The sequence below is a fragment of the Streptomyces sp. NPDC104226 genome, from assembly GCF_055584085.1.
Window position 1 is genome coordinate 484,131 of sequence record NZ_JBVJMS010000006.1, and the last position, 15,537, is coordinate 499,667.

The window sequence follows — 15,537 nt, forward strand, 5'->3', positions numbered from 1 at the left end:
GCGTGAACCTCCGTGGACGGTCCGTGGACGGAATGCGGGCCGTGCGTGGGTCGAGCGTAAGGCGCAAAACGTCCGGTCGCTCCTCCGCGGCGGGCCGTTGTGGGGCGAATCACCTGAGCTGTCACCCGGGGGAGCGACGGGGCGGACCCGCGTTGCCGCGCGGGGGTCGTGCGGGTGCCCTCCGGGTGGAGGGCGGGTGGCGTGCGGCTGCGGTGCGGTGGGCGTGCCGCTGCCATGCCGGGGGCGCCGGGCAGGACTACGGTCTGAGTATGGACACGTCCTGGTGGCCGGCCGTCGCCGCCGTGCTGGTCGTGATCCTGCTGGTGCTCCTCCCCCGGCGGACGCGACGGGTGCGGCGGGCCGCGGATCCGCCGCACGGACCCGGACCGCTGCCGCGGCCGGAGGCCGGCGAGCTGTGGTCCCTGGAGGACGGGCGGCCCGTCCTGGTGCTGGGCGTACGAGGCCACCGGGCGCGGATCGCACGGATCACCGGGAAGTACGACGACCGGAGCGCCGGGGTGATCCCGCTGCCGCCGGGGGTGGTCGGGGCGCGGGGCGGTTTCCTGGAGGCGGACCGGGTGGTGGAGGTGTCGGTATGGGAGTTCGCGAGGGCGCGGCCGCTGGGGACGGTGGATCCGGCGGTGTGGGACGAGGTGAAGGGACTCGGGGAGTCCGGCTGAAGCGGGTCTACGATCCCGCCGAGCCGGAGCTGGACGGGGTCCGCGTGCTCGTGGACCGGCTGTGGCCGCGCGGGCTGTCGAAGGAGGCGGCGGGGGTCGACGAGTGGGCGAAGGCGGTTGCCCCGTCGGGCGAGCTGCGGAAGTGGTTCCACGCGGGCGGGTCGGTGGCGGAGTTCCGGGAGCGGTACGCGGTGGAGCTTCGCTCGGAGGATGCGGAGGTGGAGTTGGCGCGGCTGCGGGGGGTGGTGGCGGCCGGGCCGGTCACGCTGCTGACTGCCGTCAAGGATCCCGGGGGCAGTCACGCGGGGGTGCTGGCCGCGTTGCTGGCCGCGGGCCCTTCCTGACGCGGAGCCCGCCCCGGTGCGCGGGCATCGGCCCCGGTGCACCGGCTTCGGCCCGGGTGGGCCGGCTTCAGCCCGGTGGGCGCGTGCGGCCGGGTGGGCCCTGCGGGGCTGGGGTCCCCTACCCGCCCTTCCACCGTTCCCCGGGCGCTGCCCGGACCCCGCGCCTCAAACGCCGGCGGGGCTGGGTGGGGCCCCGGGCCCGGACCCCGCGCCTCAACCGCCGGCGGGGCTGGGTGGGGCCCCGGGCGCTGCCCGGACCCCGGTCCTCAAGCGCCGGACGGGCTGGAGGGGGGTACCGGGCTGCGCCCGGACCCCCCTGGGGCTCCGCCCCGGACCCCGCGCCTCAAACGCCGGCGGGGCTGGATGTGGCCGCGGTGGAGCGGGGGTCCGGGGGCCGGCCCCCGGGGAACGGGCGAAGGGCGGGTAGGGGACTTCGACCGCGCAGCGGGACACGCGGTGCCCCGGACCCGGAGCGTCGGGTCACCAGGTCACCTCCGCCGCCGGAGGCTACGCCCAGAGCTGGCCCTGGAGGACTTCGATGGCCTCTTCGGTGGTGGCCGCCGTGTAGACACCCGTCGACAGGTACTTCCAGCCGCCGTCGGCGACGACGAAGACGATGTCGGCCGACTCCCCCGCGGCCACCGCCTTGCGGCCGACCCCGATCGCCGCGTGCAGCGCCGCGCCCGTGGAGACGCCCGCGAAGATGCCCTCCTGCTGGAGGAGCTCCCGGGTGCGGGTGACCGCGTCCGCCGAGCCCACCGAGAAGCGGGTCGTCAGGACGGAGGGGTCGTAGAGCTCCGGGACGAAGCCCTCGTCGAGGTTGCGCAGGCCGTAGACGAGGTCGTCGTACCGCGGTTCCGCCGCGACGATCTTGACACCGGGGACGTGCTCGCGGAGGTAGCGGCCGACGCCCATCAGGGTGCCGGTGGTCCCGAGGCCCGCCACGAAGTGGGTGATCGAGGGGAGGTCCGTGAGGATCTCCGGGCCGGTCGTGGCGTAGTGGGCACCCGCGTTGTCGGGGTTTCCGTACTGGTAGAGCATCACCCAGGTGGGGTTCTGCTCGGCCAGTTCCTTCGCGACACGGACGGCCGTGTTCGAACCGCCCGCCGCCGGCGACGGGATGATCTCGGCTCCCCACATGGCCAGCAGGTCGCGCCGCTCCTGAGAGGTGTTCTCCGGCATGACGCACACGATCTTGTAGCCCTTGAGCTTCGCGGCCATCGCCAGGGAGATGCCCGTGTTGCCCGAGGTGGGTTCCAGGATCGTGCAGCCGGGGTACAGCCGGCCGTCCTTCTCGGCCTGCTCGACCATGTGGAGCGCGGGGCGGTCCTTGATCGAGCCGGTCGGGTTGCGGTCCTCGAGCTTCGCCCAGATGCGGACGTCGTCCGAGGGCGAGAGCCGGGGCAGGCGTACCAGCGGCGTGTTGCCGACCGCGGCCAGCGGGGAGTCGTAGCGCATTACTTCGATCCGCCGGCTACGGCCGGGAGGATGGTGACGTTGTCGCCGTCCTTGAGGGCGGTGGAGATGCCGTCGAGGAAGCGGACGTCCTCGTCGTTGAGGTAGACGTTGACGAAGCGGCGCAGTTCGCCGCCCTTCGCCTCGTCGACGATGCGCTCCTGGATGCCCTTGTGGCGGGTCTCCAGGTCGGAGAAGAGGTCGGCCAGGGTGGCGCCCTCACCGGTGACGGCCTTCTCGCCGTCGGTGTAGGTGCGGAGGATGGTGGGGATGCGGACCTCGATGGCCATGGCAGGCTCCAGTCAGGATGGTGAAGGGAAGGCGGGCGAAGCGAAGCGGAGCGGGCGCGAGCGCGCGCGGCCCCGCCAGGGGGCCGTGGGGGCTCAGGCGGCAGTACAGATGGCGCTTGCGAGGCGGCACAGGTCGACGTGCAGCCGCGCCACAAGCAGCAGCCTGCCGGGCGTCTCGATGCTCACGTCGTGGGAAACCATGCGGTCATGTTAACGATTCCCGGTCCCTGGTTTGGAGTGTGATTTCACATCGTGGACGGATATCGCTCACATCGTGAGAACCAGTCCGGCGCGACGCCTCAGTAGGCCGCGACGACCTGCACCTCTTCCTCGGTGATCACACCCTCGATGATCTTGTACGACCGGAACTGGAACTCCCCGAGGCCGTCCTTGTCCGCCGTGGAGACCAGCACGTAGTGCGCGCCGGGCTCGTTCGCGTACGTCACGTCCGTGCGCGAGGGGTAGGCCTCGGTCGCGGTGTGCGAGTGGTAGACGATGACGGGCTCTTCGTCCCGGTCGTCCAGGTCGCGGTAGAGCTTCAGCAGGTCCTTGGAGTCGAACTCGTAGAACGTGGGCGACCGGGCCGCGTTCAGCATCGGCACGAAACGCTCCGGGCGGTCCGTGCCCGCCGGGCCGGCCACCACGCCGCAGGCCTCGTCGGGGTGGTCCTGCCGGGCGTGCTCGACGATCCGGTCGTACAGGTCCTGGGTGATGGTCAGCATGAGCGACAGGATAAGCAGACGGGCCCGCCCGTACCGAGGAGTGGTACGGGCGGGCCCGGATGCTGGACACGACCCTTTCCGGGCCTACGGACACCGCGCCTTACGAAGCCTTGGTGAAGGCCGCGCCGCGCGGGTCGCGGGACTTCATCACCAGGTAGGAGACGCCCAGCAGCAGACCCCACAGCGGGGCGCAGTAGAGCGAGACCCGGGCGTCCTTGTCGATGCCCATCATCACGATGACCATGCCGATGAAGGCCAGGGCGAAGTAGCTCGTGAACGGGGCGCCGGGGGCGCGGAACGGCGACGCGGGCAGGTCGCCGCGGTCGGAGGCCGCGCGGTAGCGGATCTGGCAGACCAGGATCATGATCCAGGCCCACATGCCGGAGATGGTGGCGAAGGAGACGACGTAGTCGAAGGCCTTGCCGGGGGCGACGTAGTTGATCCAGACGCCGACCAGCATCAGCGCCGCCGAGAAGGTGGTGCCGATCAGCGGGGTGCCGCTCTTGGTGAGCTTGGTGAAGAACTTCGGGCCCTGGCCGTTGAGGGCGAGGTCGCGCAGCATGCGGCCGGTGGAGTACATGCCCGAGTTGCAGGAGGACAGGGCCGCGGTCAGGACGACGAAGTTGACGATCGCGGCGCCGACGCCGAGGCCCATCTTCTCGAAGGCGGCGACGAAGGGGCTGACGCCGGGCTGGAACTCGTGCCACGGGACGACCGAAAGGATCATGATCAGCGCGCCGACGTAGAAGACGGCGATGCGCCACGGCACGGTGTTGATGGCCTTGGGCAGGGTCTTCTCGGGGTCCTTGGACTCGCCGGCGGTGACGCCGACCAGCTCGACGGCGAGGAAGGCGAACATCACGATCTGCAGGGTCATCAGCGTGCCGCCGAGGCCCTTGGGGAAGAAGCCCCCGTCGCTCCACAGGTTCGAGACGGTGGCGGTGTCCGCGGCGTCGGAGAAGCCGATGGTGAGGATGCCCGCGCAGATCAGGATCATGCCGACGATGGCGGTGACCTTGACCATGGAGAACCAGAACTCCAGCTCGCCGAAGAGCTTCACGGAGATCAGGTTGGCGCCGTAGAGGATGACCGTGAAAATCAGCGCGTACGCCCATTGCGGGAAGCTGTCGTGGGTCCAGTACGACATGTACTGGGCTGCGGCGGTGACTTCGGTGATGCCGGTGACCACCCAGAAGAGCCAGTAGGTCCAGCCGGTCACGTACCCCCAGAAGGGGCCGAGGAACTCGCGGGCGTAGTCCGAGAAGGAGCCCGACACCGGGCGGTACATGAGCAGTTCGCCCAGGGCCCGCATGATGAAGAAGATGACCAGGCCTGCGATGGCGTAGGCCAGGATCAGGCTGGGGCCGGCCTTGGAGATGGCCTTGCCGGCGCCCAGGAAGAGGCCGGTGCCGATGGCGCCGCCGATCGCGATCATCTGGATCTGGCGGGCTCCGAGCGCGCGGTGGTAGCCGTCGCCCTCGCCGGTGTCGTGCTGCTGCTCGTCGACCTGTACGGAGGTCATGTCTTGGTGCGCCTTTCTCCACGCCGACCCGCGCCATGACTGGCAGCGGATCGGGTCCTCGATCCCCCCGGATACGGATGGAGTTGCACGCCGGCGGTCAGCCGGTTCAAGCAGGCCGGGGGGACATGGGTGGCGCCCCTCGGCAGTCGTGAAGATTTATCACGTGCTTACGGGTCCACGAGGGGAGAAAGTGTGACGCAGGGCATAAAAAAATCAGGACAGACGTCCTGAAATGGATCAGATCACCACATCGTGGTGATCTGATCGTTATCCGGATTTGAGCGTCCGCTGAGCGAACGGCTCGGGGGCTTGAGGTTCCTCAGAGGGTGTCCGCGAGCGTCTCGACGAGGGTCTCCTGGAGGCCGCCGAGCCAGAGGTACGCCATCACCATCGGCTTGCGCGGATCGTCGTCCGGCAGCCGGAACAGCACCGCGCTCTCGTCGTCCTCCGTGATGTCGAGGCGGGCCGCGATGGTGAGCCGCAGGTCGTTCAGGGCGCCCAGCCAGCGCAGCCGCAGCTCCCCGTCGACCTCCAGGACGGCCGCCCCGTCGCCGGCCGGGCTCAGCCCGTCCAGGCTCCGTACGACGGCCAGCGCGTCCTCCCGCTTGCGGGTGCGCAGGTCGTTCTCGGTGAAGCGGCGGAATTCGGCCGAGTGGGCCCGCAGCTCCTCCGCGTCGGCGTCGGCGGGGGTCTCCGGGCCGCCGTAGGCGTCGGGGAAGAGCCGGGCCAGCGCCGGGTCGGAAGGGGGCTCGGTCGGGCCGTCGGAGGCGGCGAAGAGCGCGGCCAGCGGGTCGGCGTCCGGCTCGGGCTCCGGCTCGCCGGGGCCGATCAGCTCCAGCAGCTGCACGGCCAGGGAGCGCAGGATCGAGATCTCGATCTCGTCCAGCGCGATGGCGGCCCCGCCGGCCTTCAGGGGCTCGAACACGCCGCCCATCAGTTGCGGTCCTGGGACATGGTCGCCCAGAGGCCGTAGCCGTGCATGGCCTGCACGTCCCGTTCCATCTCCTCGCGGCTGCCGCTGGAGACGACCGCCCGACCCTTGTGGTGGACGTCCATCATCAGCTTGTTCGCCTTGTCCTTGGAGTAGCCGAAGTACGCCTGGAACACGTACGTCACGTAGCTCATGAGGTTGACCGGGTCGTTGTGCACCAGGGTCACCCACGGGACGTCGGGTTCGGGGACCGCGAAGGTCTCTTCGGCCGATTCGGTGCGTTCGATCTCAATGGGAGCAACACTCACTTGTCCCATGCTGCCACTGACAGGGGCCCGTCGCACAAACGGGCCCCTACATCTCGTCACTCTGACGAGATGTGCGCTAGCATCCGTCGCATGAACCCTGCGGACCTGGGCCTGCCGGTGGACGTGCCGTCGACAGCGCTCTTCACTGACCACTACGAGCTCACGATGCTTCAGGCCGCGCTGGCCAACGGCACGGCCGACCGCCGCTCGGTCTTCGAGGTGTTCACCCGGCGGCTCCCCGAGGGGCGCCGCTACGGGGTGATCGCGGGGACCGGCCGGGTGCTCGACGCGGTGGAGAACTTCCGCTTCGACGGCGCGGTGCTGGAGTTCCTGCGCGAGCGGGCCGTCGTCGACGCCCGCACCCTGGACTGGCTCGCCTCGTACCGCTTCTCCGGCGACATCTGGGGCTACCCGGAGGGCGAGGTCTACTTCCCCGGCTCGCCGGTCCTGCGCGTCGAGGGCAGCTTCGCCGAGTGCGTGCTGCTGGAGACCGTGATCCTGTCGATCCTCAACCACGACTCCGCGATCGCCGCCGCCGCCTCCCGGATGTCCTCGGCCGCCGGCGGCCGGCCGCTCATCGAGATGGGCGCGCGGCGCACGCACGAGCTGGCGGCCGTCGCCTCGGCCCGCGCCGCGTACGTCGGCGGTTTCACCTCGACCTCGGACCTGGCGGCCGGATTCCGGTACGGGATCCCGACGGTCGGCACGAGCGCGCACGCCTTCACGCTGCTGCACGACAGCGAGCGGGACGCCTTCACCGCCCAGGTCGCCTCGCTGGGCAGCGGCACCACGCTGCTGGTGGACACCTACGACGTGGCGGAGGCGGTCCGGACGGCCGTAGAGGTCGCCGGGACGGACCTGGGCGCCGTCCGCATCGACTCCGGGGACCTGCTGCTGGTCGCGCACCGGGTGCGGCAGCAGCTCGACGAGCTGGGGGCGACCGCGACGAAGATCGTGGTGACCTCGGACCTGGACGAGTACGCGATCGCCTCGCTGGCGGCCGCCCCGGTGGACGCGTACGGGGTCGGCACCCAGCTGGTGACGGGCAGCGGGCACCCGACGTGCTCGATGGTCTACAAGCTGGTGGCGCGGGCGGCCTCGGCCGATCCGAAGGCGCCGCTGGTGTCGGTGGCGAAGAAGTCCTCCGGCGGCAAGACCTCCGTCGGCGGGCGCAAGTGGGCGGCCCGCCGGACCGACTCCGAGGGGATCGCCGAGGCGGAGGTCCTGGGGACCGGGCCGGTGCCGGCCGCGCTGGCCGACGCGCAGCTCCTGGTCCAGCTGGTCAAGGCGGGAGAGGTCGTGGCCCGCGAGTCCCTGGAGACGGTCCGCGACCGCCACCGCGAAGCCCTGGCGGGCCTCCCGCTCTCCGCGACGCAGCTCTCGCGCGGCGAGGCCGTCATCCCGACCGAGTACGCGTAGGCCCCCGGGCGCGGCGCCGGAAGCCCGGCGCAGCCGGGGCCCCTGGGGCTCCGCCCCGGACCCCGCGCCTCAAACGCCGGCGAGGCTGGATTCGGCTGACGCCGGACGTCCGCCCCCGGGCCCGCATGGGGTCTGGGGCGGAGCCCCAGTTTCGGGAAGGGGCGGGGTGGGGGAAAGGCCCCGCAGGGCTCCCGCCGCCGCACCAGGACCGCTCCGCCGTACTGGAACACCCAACCGAAGGGCACCGGACATGCACCGCGCACTGATCGTCGTCGACGTACAGAACGACTTCTGCGAGGGCGGCAGCCTCGCGGTCACCGGCGGAGCCGACATCGCCGCCGCCATCACCGAGCTCATCGGCCAGGCCACCGCCGGCTACCGGCACGTCGTCGCCACCCGCGACCACCACGTCGACCCCGGGTCCCACTTCGCGCACCCCCCGGCCCAGCCGGACTACGAGACCTCCTGGCCGGTGCACTGCGTCGCCGGGACCGAGGGCGTGGGCTTCCACCCGAACTTCGCGCCCGCCGTCGCCTCGGGGGCCGTCGCCGCCGTCTTCGACAAGGGGGCGTACGAGGCCGCGTACAGCGGCTTCGAGGGCGCGGACGAGAACGGCCTCGGCCTCGCGCAGTGGCTGCGCGACCGGCAGGTCACCGAGGTCGACGTGGTCGGCATCGCCACGGACCACTGCGTCAAGGCCACCGCCCTGGACGCGGCCCGTGCGGGGTTCCGCACCCACGTGCTGCTCGACCTGACGGCCGGGGTGGCCCCGCACACCACGACCCGTGCGCTCGCCGAGCTCCGGGAGGCCGGGGTGGAGCTGAGCGGGACCCCGGTGGTGGCGGGCTGACGCCGGCGGGCCCCAGCCCCGCCCGGTCAGCCCAGCAGGGCCCTGATCGGGTGCCACAGCTCCGCCGCCCGGTCGGGTGCGGAGCGCCACAGCAGGCCGTCGGGGTGGTGCAGGACGGCGGTGATCTCGTCCGGGGAGGGCGGCTCGGTGTTGCCGCGCAGGTAGACGGCCCGCAGTCCGAGGTTCCGCAGCCTGGTCAGGGCGCGGGCCCGGTTCACCGCGTGCACCAGCACGCGGACGTTTCCACCTTCGGTGCCTCCTGCGACACCGCCCTTGATGCCGCCGGCCACGGACCCCTTCAGGAGCGGTCTGGGCAGCGTGAGCGCGACGACCACGCTGCCGCCTGGCAATCGGACGAAACCTCCACCGGGCATGTCTTCATCTCCCCCGTCAATAAGAAACTCAGCCCACGCATCTAAACGCGAACGGCCGCCGCCCGCTAGAGGGCGACGGCCGATCATGCTTTGACCTGCGGTTTTACCGAATTACTTGACGGAGGGGCCGACCTCGACCGTCATGACGAGACCGTCGTAGGTCTCCTTCACGATCTTGATCTTGGTGTTGGTGTCAGTGGTCTTCACCGAACCGGTCGGGTTCTCGTCGTAGTAGTACTTGCCCTTGTGGTCGTCGAAGACGAGCTGCGCGGGCTTCGGCTTCAGGAAGAGCTCCTGGCCGTTCTTGTGCAGGGTGATCGCGTCCGTCTTGTAGGCGCTGAAGGCAGCGTCGTACGGCTGGATCTTGTTGCGCAGCAGGGTGCCGTCCGACCACTTCATCGGCTTGGCGTTGGCGTCGATCGGAAGGATCAGACCGGAGCCGGGGTGCTGGCTGGTGTTGTTGTCCTTCTGGGAGGTGTCCCACTGCCAGATCAGGAGGCCGTCCTGGTAGGCGTAGTGCTCGACCCAGTTCGGCTTCGTGTTGGCGAAGCCGAAGTTGTACGGACCGACCTTGAGGGTCTTGTCGTACGAGACGTAGCGGCGGTTCTCGGCCAGGTAGTACTGGGCGTACTCCTTGGTGAAGCCGGCGCCGACGCGGGAGAAGCCCTTGCCGGTCCAGCCGTTGTCGCCGTTCTCGGCACCGTCGGTGAACAGCGTGGCGCCGTCCGCCGTGATGCTGAGCGCGTCGCCCGTGAAGCCCTTGCCGCCCGCGCCGCCGTCCGTCTGGTAGCGGAAGCGGAGGTCGACCTTCTTGCCCGCGTAGGCCTTCAGCGAGTAGTTCAGGTTCTTCCAGCCGCCCGAGACGCCTGTGAGCGAGGGGCTGTTGGAAGCGTCGACCGGGATGGCCACGCCGTCGGCGGTGCCGGCGAGCGCGGTCCAGGTGGCGCCACCGTCGGTGGAGACCTCGGTGTACAGGAAGTCGTACTCCGCCTCGATGTCCCACCAGCCCTTGAGCGACAGCTCCGCGGTGGACTTGCCGGTCAGGTCGACCGAGCGGGTGAGGGTGTTCTTGAGGTCGTCACCCATGTTGCTCCACCACTGCGAAGCACCCTCGGCGGGGGCGACGATGTCGGTGGTGACCTTCTTCTTCGGAAGGTCGACGATGAGCGCCTGCTTGTCCTTGGTGTTGTACTCCGAGACGCCCAGCTTGTGGGTGGACTTCGTCGCGGCCTTGGCCTTGTCGTAGTTCAGCCAGCCCAGCTGGAACTTGTCCCAGGCGGTCATGTCGCCCGGGAGGTCGCCTATGGAGTCCTTGCCGTTGCCGAGCCAGGAGCCCGCCGACATCAGGGACCAGAAGCCGACCGAGTTCTCGCCGCCACCGGAGGTGTCGTAGAGGTCCGGCAGGCCCAGGTCGTGGCCGTACTCGTGCGCGAAGACGCCGAGGCCGCCGTTCTCGGGCTGCATCGTGTAGTCGCCGACCCAGATGCCGGAGTTGCCGATCTGGGTGCCGCCGGCCTTGTTGTTGGCCGGGCCGTTCTTGCCGGCCTCGGTGCCGTAGGCGTACCAGCGGTGGGCCCACAGGGCGTTGGTGCCCTGCACGCCGCCGCCGGCCGACTCGTCCTCGCCCGCGTGGACGATCTGGAAGTGGTCGATGTAGCCGTCGGGCTCGTTGAAGTTGCCGTCGCCGTCGAAGTCGTAGCGGTCCCAGAGGTCGTACTGGGAGAGCTGCGCCTTGATCTGGGCGTCGGTCTTGCCGGCCTTCTTCTGGCCCTCGGCCCAGGCGGTCACGCCGTCCTTGACCGTGTCCCAGACGTTGGCGCAGTTGGTCTGGCCGCAGTAGTTCGAGCCGTAGCGGGCCTCGTTGTACGGGACCTTGACCCAGTCGGCCACCTCGCCGTCGACCGAGTAGCGGCCCGAGGAGGTCTTCTCGTAGTAGGTCTTCAGCGAGTTCTTGCCGGCACCGGTACCGAAGTACAGGTCCTGGAAGTACGCGCGGTTGAAGTCCTTGCGCCAGGCCGTGCTGTTGTTCACGGTGCGGTCGGGCTGGGCGATCTGGTTGCGCAGCGGTCCCGCTTCGCCGCCGTACTTGGGCACCGGCGGCTTGGGGCCGGGGCCGTCCGGGTCGAACGTGGTGGTGTTGTCCACCTTGTCGCCGAACTCGACGAGGATCGTGAAGATCTTGTCGGTCTTCTCGCGGCCGAGCTCGACGTACTTCTTCTCGTCGAGCTTGACGACCTTGGAGGCGCCCCGCTGCTCGACGTCCTTCTTGCCGCTCAGCACCTGCTCCAGGGCAGCCTTGCGGGCCTGCTCCTGCTGCTTGCTGTACGGGCCTTCGAGGTTGTGCTTGACCTGCTCCTTGGAGGGAGCGGTCGGGTCCTGGCGGTCCGCGGCAGACACCCTCGCACCGGGGTCTGCCGTGGCCATCGTGAAGGCGGCGCCGGTGGCCGCCGTCGCTGCCAGGGTCACGCCGATCGCGGCGGCGCGCAGCGCTCGTCTTCTGGCCGAGTTGCTGGTCACTTGATGTCGTTCCCCTCCCGCGGCCGCGAAGGTGGTGCGGAACTTCTCCGTAGGAGTGGGGGGTTCCGTGCGGCGCGCGTCTCAAGTGACGACATTTGACCGGACAGCGGCAAGAAAAGACAGACCTTGACTTGTTCCTTACAACTGCACTATGCGGTCACCGAGTTCCGCTATTCGGACGTTCCGCGGCCATAGCGGGCGAACGGGACTTCCCTCCCCCGACGGACTCGTCGCGGACTCGTCGCGGACTCGCGACGGACCATCGGCCGCACCCGTCCTCCCCCACCCCACGAACCCCGGTGGTGCCCCCCGTGCGCCCCCCCGTGCTCCGCTGCCTCCCCTCCCGTGGGTGAGGTCACGCTTACCGACAGTTCCGCTCGGGCATCCACCGTCGTAGAGTCACTCGGCGCCAGACCGGGTCGAGCCGACTCCCCCTCCCGCTTCGAGGACGGATATCGCCATGCCGCGTCCGACTGCCGCACAGCTCGCCTACGGGTCCGCCACCGTCATCGTGTCGACGATCGCCATGCTGCTGCTCTCGCAGACGAGTACGGGTTTCGGTGTCGCGGTCATCTCCGCCGCCGCCCTCGCCCTCGGGCTCCTCGTCGCACTCACCGTCCCGCTGCCCCGCCGGCGCGGGCGCCACGCGGCGACCCGTACGCGGACTTCCGCCCCGGTGCCGGACACCGTACCGGCTCCGGTCGAACACCCCGTACACCACTGACGCCGCGCACCACTGACGCCGCGCACACCGCGGCGCGGGCGGCCTCCCCCGTGGGGAGACCGCCCGCGCACCGGACCGCGCAGCTCGGTGGCCTTCTAGGTGGCTTGGACCACCACGGTCTTGGCGACCTTGTCGTGCAGACCCTGCCTGTAGGGCTTGTCGACGAGCATCGAGATGACGAGTGCGATCGGCCACAGGCAGAAGCAGCAGATCAGCGTCGGCAGCCAGAGCACGGCGGCGCGGGAGAGCGCGGCGTTGGACTGCGGGACGCTGCCGTCGTTGAGCATCGCGACGCGCAGGCCCATCCACTTCTTGCCGAGGGTCTGGCCGTTCTTCTTGACGAACCACCAGTCGTAGCCCACGTAGGCGACGATCGAGATCAGCGTCATGACCAGTCCGCTGCCGCTGTAGGACTTGGTGATGACCTCGGTGACGTCCTCGCCCTCGTTCGTCTTCACCGTGTAGCGGTTGCGGTCACCGGCGAGGAGCTGGATGACGAACAGCGGGACGGCGATGATCAGCAGGTCGATGATGCGGGCGGCGAGCCGCTTGCCGAAGTCGGCGAGCGGCGGCATCCCGGCGAGCGGGTCGGGCATGCCGTAGCCGCCGCCACCGCCGTACGGGTCGCCTCCGCCGGGGCCTCCGTACGGGGGCGGCGGGGGCGGGTAGCCGCCTCCCCCGGGCGGGGGCGGCGGAGGATAGCCCCCTCCGCCTCCGGGCGGGGGCGGCGGGAAGGCTCCGCCGGCCCCTGCGGGCGGTGAGCCGTACGGCGAACCACCCGACGGCGGAGGCGTCGGTTCCTGGGGCTTCTTGAGGAACGGGTCGTCCTCGGGCGGCTGGCCCGGCGGCGGCTGGTCGGTGCTCATGGCCCGAGTCGAACCCGGCCCGGAGCGGCCCGCAACGGGGACGCGGCCATTCGGGGGGACCGGGTGGCGGGAGGGCCGCTAGCGCGCCACGTACGTGCGTGCGGCGCGGTCGTGGAGGGTCCGGCGGCGGGGGCGGTCCGCGAGGGCCCACAGGGCCCCCGGGAGGCCCAGGAGGGCGTACGCGAGCCAGCGGCGCAGGGCCGCGCCGAAGCGGGGCGGGCGCAGCGTGGCGGTGGCCAGGACCCGTACCCCGAGCAGCTTCTTGCCCGGGGTGCGGCCCCAACGGGCCGTGGGCAGAGCTTCGTAGAGGACGCCGAAGAGGAGGACGGCGCCCAGGACGAGGCCCAGCGAGCCCGCGATGGTCCCGTCGAGCAGCCACACGGTGGTGGTCCGGCCGCCCGCCCGGGCGGCGTCCACCTTGGCCTGGAGGTGTGCGGTCGCCCCGGGTACCAGGGGCAGCGCCGCCCCGGTCGCGACGGCGGCGTACACGAGGGAGTCCAGCAGCCGGGCCGTCGCGCGGCGCACGAGCCCGGCGGGGCGCACGGCCCGCTCCGCCATCCGCTCGAACACCGCGCGGCCGGTCCTCTCGGAGCGCGGAGCCGGAGCCGCGGGCACGGCGGTTCCGGCCCGCTCCGCACGGTCCGTCGGCTCTACGGGTGACGCGCGCCGGGCGGGCTCCGCCGGGCCGGCCGGGGCGGGGCGCCGCACGCGCTCCGCCGGCTCCGGGTCCGGGGCGGGCGCAGCGGGCCACACGGGGGCGGGAGCGGGGGCATGGGCCGCGACCGGGGAGGGCGCCGACAGGATGCCGAGGCCGCCCGGGGCGGCGGAGCCGGACACCTGCCCGGGCAGGGCGGCCGCGACGGCGGCCGGGGCCGGGTGCCGGGACGGGGGCTGCGCCGAACGGTGGGCCTCGGCCTGGGCTTGGTGCGCCGCCTGGGCCGGGCGGTGGGCGGCCGGCTGGGCCTGGGCCGGTTCTGGTGCATAGGGCTGGGCCGGTGCCGCTGCCGGTGCCTGGGCCTGGGCCGGGCGTTGGGCCGCCGCCTGGGCCGGTGCCGGTGCATGGGGCTGGTGCGGTGCAGGGGCCTGGTGTGGCGGGCGGGCCAGGGAGATTCCGGCGGGGCGGGCGGCGGCCTCCTCCTCGTGGCCCCAGGACACCCGGTGGTCGCGCGGCCCGCCGAAGCCGGACTGATGGAGCGGATCGGCCTGCCATTCCGCGGCCTCGCCCCCTTGCCCCGACAGCCCCGACGGCCCCGACCCGCTCGCGGACCCCGACCCGGGCTCGGACGCCCCGGGCCCCGGCCAGGGCTCGAAGTCCGACCGCGAAGCGGACTCCGACCAGGCCTCCACCCCGGACCGCGCGGCCGGAGCCGCCGCGGAGCCGGCGGGCTCCGGCCAGGACGCGGGAGCCGGTGCCGAAGCCTGGGCCGCGGCCGCTGCGGGAACCGGCGCGGGGACGGGAACCGGCGCGGGGCGCGCCTGCGGCCGGTGTTCCGGCTCGCGCAGCGCCTCGCTCACGCCCGTCTGGTCGAGGAACACGGGACCCGTCTCGTCGGCAGGTGCCGCAGGGCGGCTCGTACCGGGAACCCAGTTCAGGCCGTTCCAGAACCTGACGTACCCGGGGATGGACGGATCGGGGTAGTAGCCCTCGCGGGCCGCGTGCTCGCCGTCACCAGGGGAGGCCGTCAATGTCCCCAACTCCGATCGTGGCTTGAGGCTTCTTGCAGGGGTGGACCATAGCCAAGAACCGCCCCCCGACAGGTCCGGTAACGGGAGAATCCAAGCGATCGGGGGAACCTCAACGAACTCAGACGAACACAGGCGAACGCAGGCGAACACCGCCGAACACCATCGAACATCGACGCGCACAGACGAACGCAGCCCCCGTACGCATGTTTTCGGTCAGCCGATTGATTTCGGCCAATCCTCGAAGTCCCTCGCGAAGTCGCGTCATACCCGGGCACTTCGGCGCTCTCTCCGGGTGTGGGCCGCCGCAAGGCCCCGCGCACCGCCCGAAACACGTACCCGTACCGAAGTGAGGCCGCCATGCACCACCCCGTCGTCGAGCGCGAGCTGGAACTGAAGCTGGTCCTTTCCCCCGAGCGCAGCGTCCCCGTCCCCGCCCGCCTGCTGTACCTGACGGACGACCCGTACGCCGTGCACATCACCTTCCACACCGGCTCCAGCACCCCGGTCAACTGGACCTTCGCCCGGGAACTGCTGGTCGAGGGGGTGTTCCGTCCGTGCGGCCACGGCGACGTGCGGATCTGGCCCACGAAGGTCGACCAGCAGGCCGTCCTGTGCATGGCGCTGAGCTCCCCCGACGGCGACGCCCTGCTGGAGGCGCCCGCCGTGTCGGTGTCGGCCTGGCTGGAGCGGACCCTGCGCATCGTGCCGCCCGGCACCGAGGCCGACCGGCTCGGCCTGGACGCTGCGCTGGCCGAGCTGCTCGCCCCGACCCCGGCCGACGAGCTGTGGATGCGCGACCCGTGGCCGTCGGACGAGTCGGCGGACGGGGAGCTGTGAGGGCCCCCGCAC

At 71.3% G+C, this 15,537-nt stretch carries 17 protein-coding genes; 6 read left to right on the forward strand and 11 right to left on the reverse strand.

From position 1 onward, the window contains the following. Positions 1 to 269 precede the first annotated feature (269 nt). Complete coding sequence (locus ACZ60J_RS21515; protein WP_469683931.1) at positions 270 to 680, forward strand: hypothetical protein; 411 nt, start codon at positions 270 to 272, stop codon at positions 678 to 680. Beyond that, entirely contained in the window at positions 644 to 1,024 is a 381-nt protein-coding gene (locus ACZ60J_RS21520) for a DUF488 domain-containing protein (protein ID WP_469683933.1), read from the forward strand. The genes ACZ60J_RS21515 and ACZ60J_RS21520 overlap by 37 nt, the downstream gene beginning before the upstream one ends. Before the next feature lie 507 nt (positions 1,025 to 1,531). On the opposite strand, the gene ACZ60J_RS21525 is transcribed toward ACZ60J_RS21520, so the two are convergent. The 7 genes from ACZ60J_RS21525 to clpS all read right to left on the reverse strand — a co-directional run bounded on the left by ACZ60J_RS21525 (position 1,532) and on the right by clpS (position 6,261). Beyond that, the gene (locus tag ACZ60J_RS21525; protein WP_469683934.1) at positions 1,532 to 2,482 is read right to left on the reverse strand and encodes a PLP-dependent cysteine synthase family protein; all 951 of its coding nucleotides are present in this window, start codon (positions 2,480 to 2,482) and stop codon (positions 1,532 to 1,534) included. Further along, positions 2,482 to 2,769, reverse strand: a complete 288-nt coding sequence (locus ACZ60J_RS21530; protein ID WP_382976240.1) for a MoaD/ThiS family protein — start codon at positions 2,767 to 2,769, stop codon at positions 2,482 to 2,484. The genes ACZ60J_RS21525 and ACZ60J_RS21530 overlap by 1 nt, the downstream gene beginning before the upstream one ends. Positions 2,770 to 2,862: 93 nt before the next feature. Then, positions 2,863 to 2,970 carry a putative leader peptide gene (locus ACZ60J_RS21535; RefSeq protein WP_323182362.1) on the reverse strand — a complete coding sequence of 36 codons (108 nt, stop codon included), beginning with the start codon at positions 2,968 to 2,970 and terminating at the stop codon, positions 2,863 to 2,865. A 98-nt stretch (positions 2,971 to 3,068) separates the two neighbouring features. Beyond that, positions 3,069 to 3,491: a M67 family metallopeptidase gene (locus ACZ60J_RS21540; RefSeq protein ID WP_469683936.1), complete on the reverse strand. Its 423-nt coding sequence runs from the start codon at positions 3,489 to 3,491 to the stop codon at positions 3,069 to 3,071. A 100-nt stretch (positions 3,492 to 3,591) separates the two neighbouring features. Further along, complete coding sequence (locus ACZ60J_RS21545) at positions 3,592 to 5,013, reverse strand: amino acid permease (RefSeq protein WP_469683937.1); 1,422 nt, start codon at positions 5,011 to 5,013, stop codon at positions 3,592 to 3,594. Between the two features lie 319 nt (positions 5,014 to 5,332). After that, positions 5,333 to 5,947: a DUF2017 domain-containing protein gene (locus ACZ60J_RS21550; RefSeq protein ID WP_469683939.1), complete on the reverse strand. Its 615-nt coding sequence runs from the start codon at positions 5,945 to 5,947 to the stop codon at positions 5,333 to 5,335. Beyond that, the gene (clpS, locus tag ACZ60J_RS21555; protein WP_243337276.1) at positions 5,947 to 6,261 is read right to left on the reverse strand and encodes an ATP-dependent Clp protease adapter ClpS; all 315 of its coding nucleotides are present in this window, start codon (positions 6,259 to 6,261) and stop codon (positions 5,947 to 5,949) included. The genes ACZ60J_RS21550 and clpS overlap by 1 nt, the downstream gene beginning before the upstream one ends. 81 nt (positions 6,262 to 6,342) lie before the next feature. Here clpS and ACZ60J_RS21560 point away from each other — a divergent pair, with 81 nt between their 5' ends. Both ACZ60J_RS21560 and ACZ60J_RS21565 read left to right on the forward strand, forming a co-directional pair. After that, a complete protein-coding gene (locus ACZ60J_RS21560) occupies positions 6,343 to 7,671 on the forward strand; it encodes a nicotinate phosphoribosyltransferase (RefSeq protein ID WP_469683941.1) in 1,329 nt (442 codons plus the stop codon). A 250-nt stretch (positions 7,672 to 7,921) separates the two neighbouring features. After that, positions 7,922 to 8,521 carry an isochorismatase family protein gene (locus ACZ60J_RS21565; RefSeq protein WP_469683943.1) on the forward strand — a complete coding sequence of 200 codons (600 nt, stop codon included), beginning with the start codon at positions 7,922 to 7,924 and terminating at the stop codon, positions 8,519 to 8,521. A 26-nt stretch (positions 8,522 to 8,547) separates the two neighbouring features. Here the strand turns inward: ACZ60J_RS21565 and ACZ60J_RS21570 are convergent, their stop codons facing one another. Continuing rightward, entirely contained in the window at positions 8,548 to 8,895 is a 348-nt protein-coding gene (locus ACZ60J_RS21570) for a hypothetical protein (protein ID WP_469683944.1), read from the reverse strand. Positions 8,896 to 9,006: 111 nt separating this feature from the next. Continuing rightward, positions 9,007 to 11,412: an immune inhibitor A domain-containing protein gene (locus ACZ60J_RS21575; RefSeq protein ID WP_469683946.1), complete on the reverse strand. Its 2,406-nt coding sequence runs from the start codon at positions 11,410 to 11,412 to the stop codon at positions 9,007 to 9,009. Between the two features lie 460 nt (positions 11,413 to 11,872). Here ACZ60J_RS21575 and ACZ60J_RS21580 point away from each other — a divergent pair, with 460 nt between their 5' ends. Beyond that, positions 11,873 to 12,136: a hypothetical protein gene (locus tag ACZ60J_RS21580; protein WP_469683948.1), complete on the forward strand. Its 264-nt coding sequence runs from the start codon at positions 11,873 to 11,875 to the stop codon at positions 12,134 to 12,136. A 95-nt stretch (positions 12,137 to 12,231) separates the two neighbouring features. Here the strand turns inward: ACZ60J_RS21580 and ACZ60J_RS21585 are convergent, their stop codons facing one another. Both ACZ60J_RS21585 and ACZ60J_RS21590 read right to left on the reverse strand, forming a co-directional pair. Then, positions 12,232 to 13,002, reverse strand: a complete 771-nt coding sequence (locus tag ACZ60J_RS21585) for an RDD family protein (protein ID WP_469683950.1) — start codon at positions 13,000 to 13,002, stop codon at positions 12,232 to 12,234. 78 nt (positions 13,003 to 13,080) lie between these two features. Further along, positions 13,081 to 14,688: an RDD family protein gene (locus ACZ60J_RS21590; RefSeq protein ID WP_469683952.1), complete on the reverse strand. Its 1,608-nt coding sequence runs from the start codon at positions 14,686 to 14,688 to the stop codon at positions 13,081 to 13,083. A gap of 357 nt (positions 14,689 to 15,045) precedes the next feature. Between ACZ60J_RS21590 and ACZ60J_RS21595 the strand changes: the two genes are divergently transcribed. Continuing rightward, a complete protein-coding gene (locus tag ACZ60J_RS21595; RefSeq protein WP_469683954.1) occupies positions 15,046 to 15,525 on the forward strand; it encodes an SsgA family sporulation/cell division regulator in 480 nt (159 codons plus the stop codon). The last annotated feature ends 12 nt before the right edge of the window (positions 15,526 to 15,537 follow it).

Excerpts from the sequence above, each read along its gene's own strand:
- ACZ60J_RS21515 (WP_469683931.1), top strand. The coding sequence starts at position 270 with ATGGACACGTCCTGGTGGCCGGCCGTCGCCGCCGTGCTGGTCGTGATC.
- ACZ60J_RS21525 (WP_469683934.1), bottom strand. The coding sequence starts at position 2,482 with ATGCGCTACGACTCCCCGCTGGCCGCGGTCGGCAACACGCCGCTGGTA.
- ACZ60J_RS21530 (WP_382976240.1), bottom strand. The coding sequence starts at position 2,769 with ATGGCCATCGAGGTCCGCATCCCCACCATCCTCCGCACCTACACCGAC.
- ACZ60J_RS21535 (WP_323182362.1), bottom strand. The coding sequence starts at position 2,970 with ATGGTTTCCCACGACGTGAGCATCGAGACGCCCGGCAGGCTGCTGCTT.
- ACZ60J_RS21540 (WP_469683936.1), bottom strand. The coding sequence starts at position 3,491 with ATGCTGACCATCACCCAGGACCTGTACGACCGGATCGTCGAGCACGCC.
- ACZ60J_RS21545 (WP_469683937.1), bottom strand. The coding sequence starts at position 5,013 with ATGACCTCCGTACAGGTCGACGAGCAGCAGCACGACACCGGCGAGGGC.
- ACZ60J_RS21550 (WP_469683939.1), bottom strand. The coding sequence starts at position 5,947 with ATGGGCGGCGTGTTCGAGCCCCTGAAGGCCGGCGGGGCCGCCATCGCG.
- clpS (WP_243337276.1), bottom strand. The coding sequence starts at position 6,261 with ATGGGACAAGTGAGTGTTGCTCCCATTGAGATCGAACGCACCGAATCG.
- ACZ60J_RS21560 (WP_469683941.1), top strand. The coding sequence starts at position 6,343 with ATGAACCCTGCGGACCTGGGCCTGCCGGTGGACGTGCCGTCGACAGCG.
- ACZ60J_RS21565 (WP_469683943.1), top strand. The coding sequence starts at position 7,922 with ATGCACCGCGCACTGATCGTCGTCGACGTACAGAACGACTTCTGCGAG.
- ACZ60J_RS21570 (WP_469683944.1), bottom strand. The coding sequence starts at position 8,895 with ATGCCCGGTGGAGGTTTCGTCCGATTGCCAGGCGGCAGCGTGGTCGTC.
- ACZ60J_RS21580 (WP_469683948.1), top strand. The coding sequence starts at position 11,873 with ATGCCGCGTCCGACTGCCGCACAGCTCGCCTACGGGTCCGCCACCGTC.
- ACZ60J_RS21585 (WP_469683950.1), bottom strand. The coding sequence starts at position 13,002 with ATGAGCACCGACCAGCCGCCGCCGGGCCAGCCGCCCGAGGACGACCCG.
- ACZ60J_RS21595 (WP_469683954.1), top strand. The coding sequence starts at position 15,046 with ATGCACCACCCCGTCGTCGAGCGCGAGCTGGAACTGAAGCTGGTCCTT.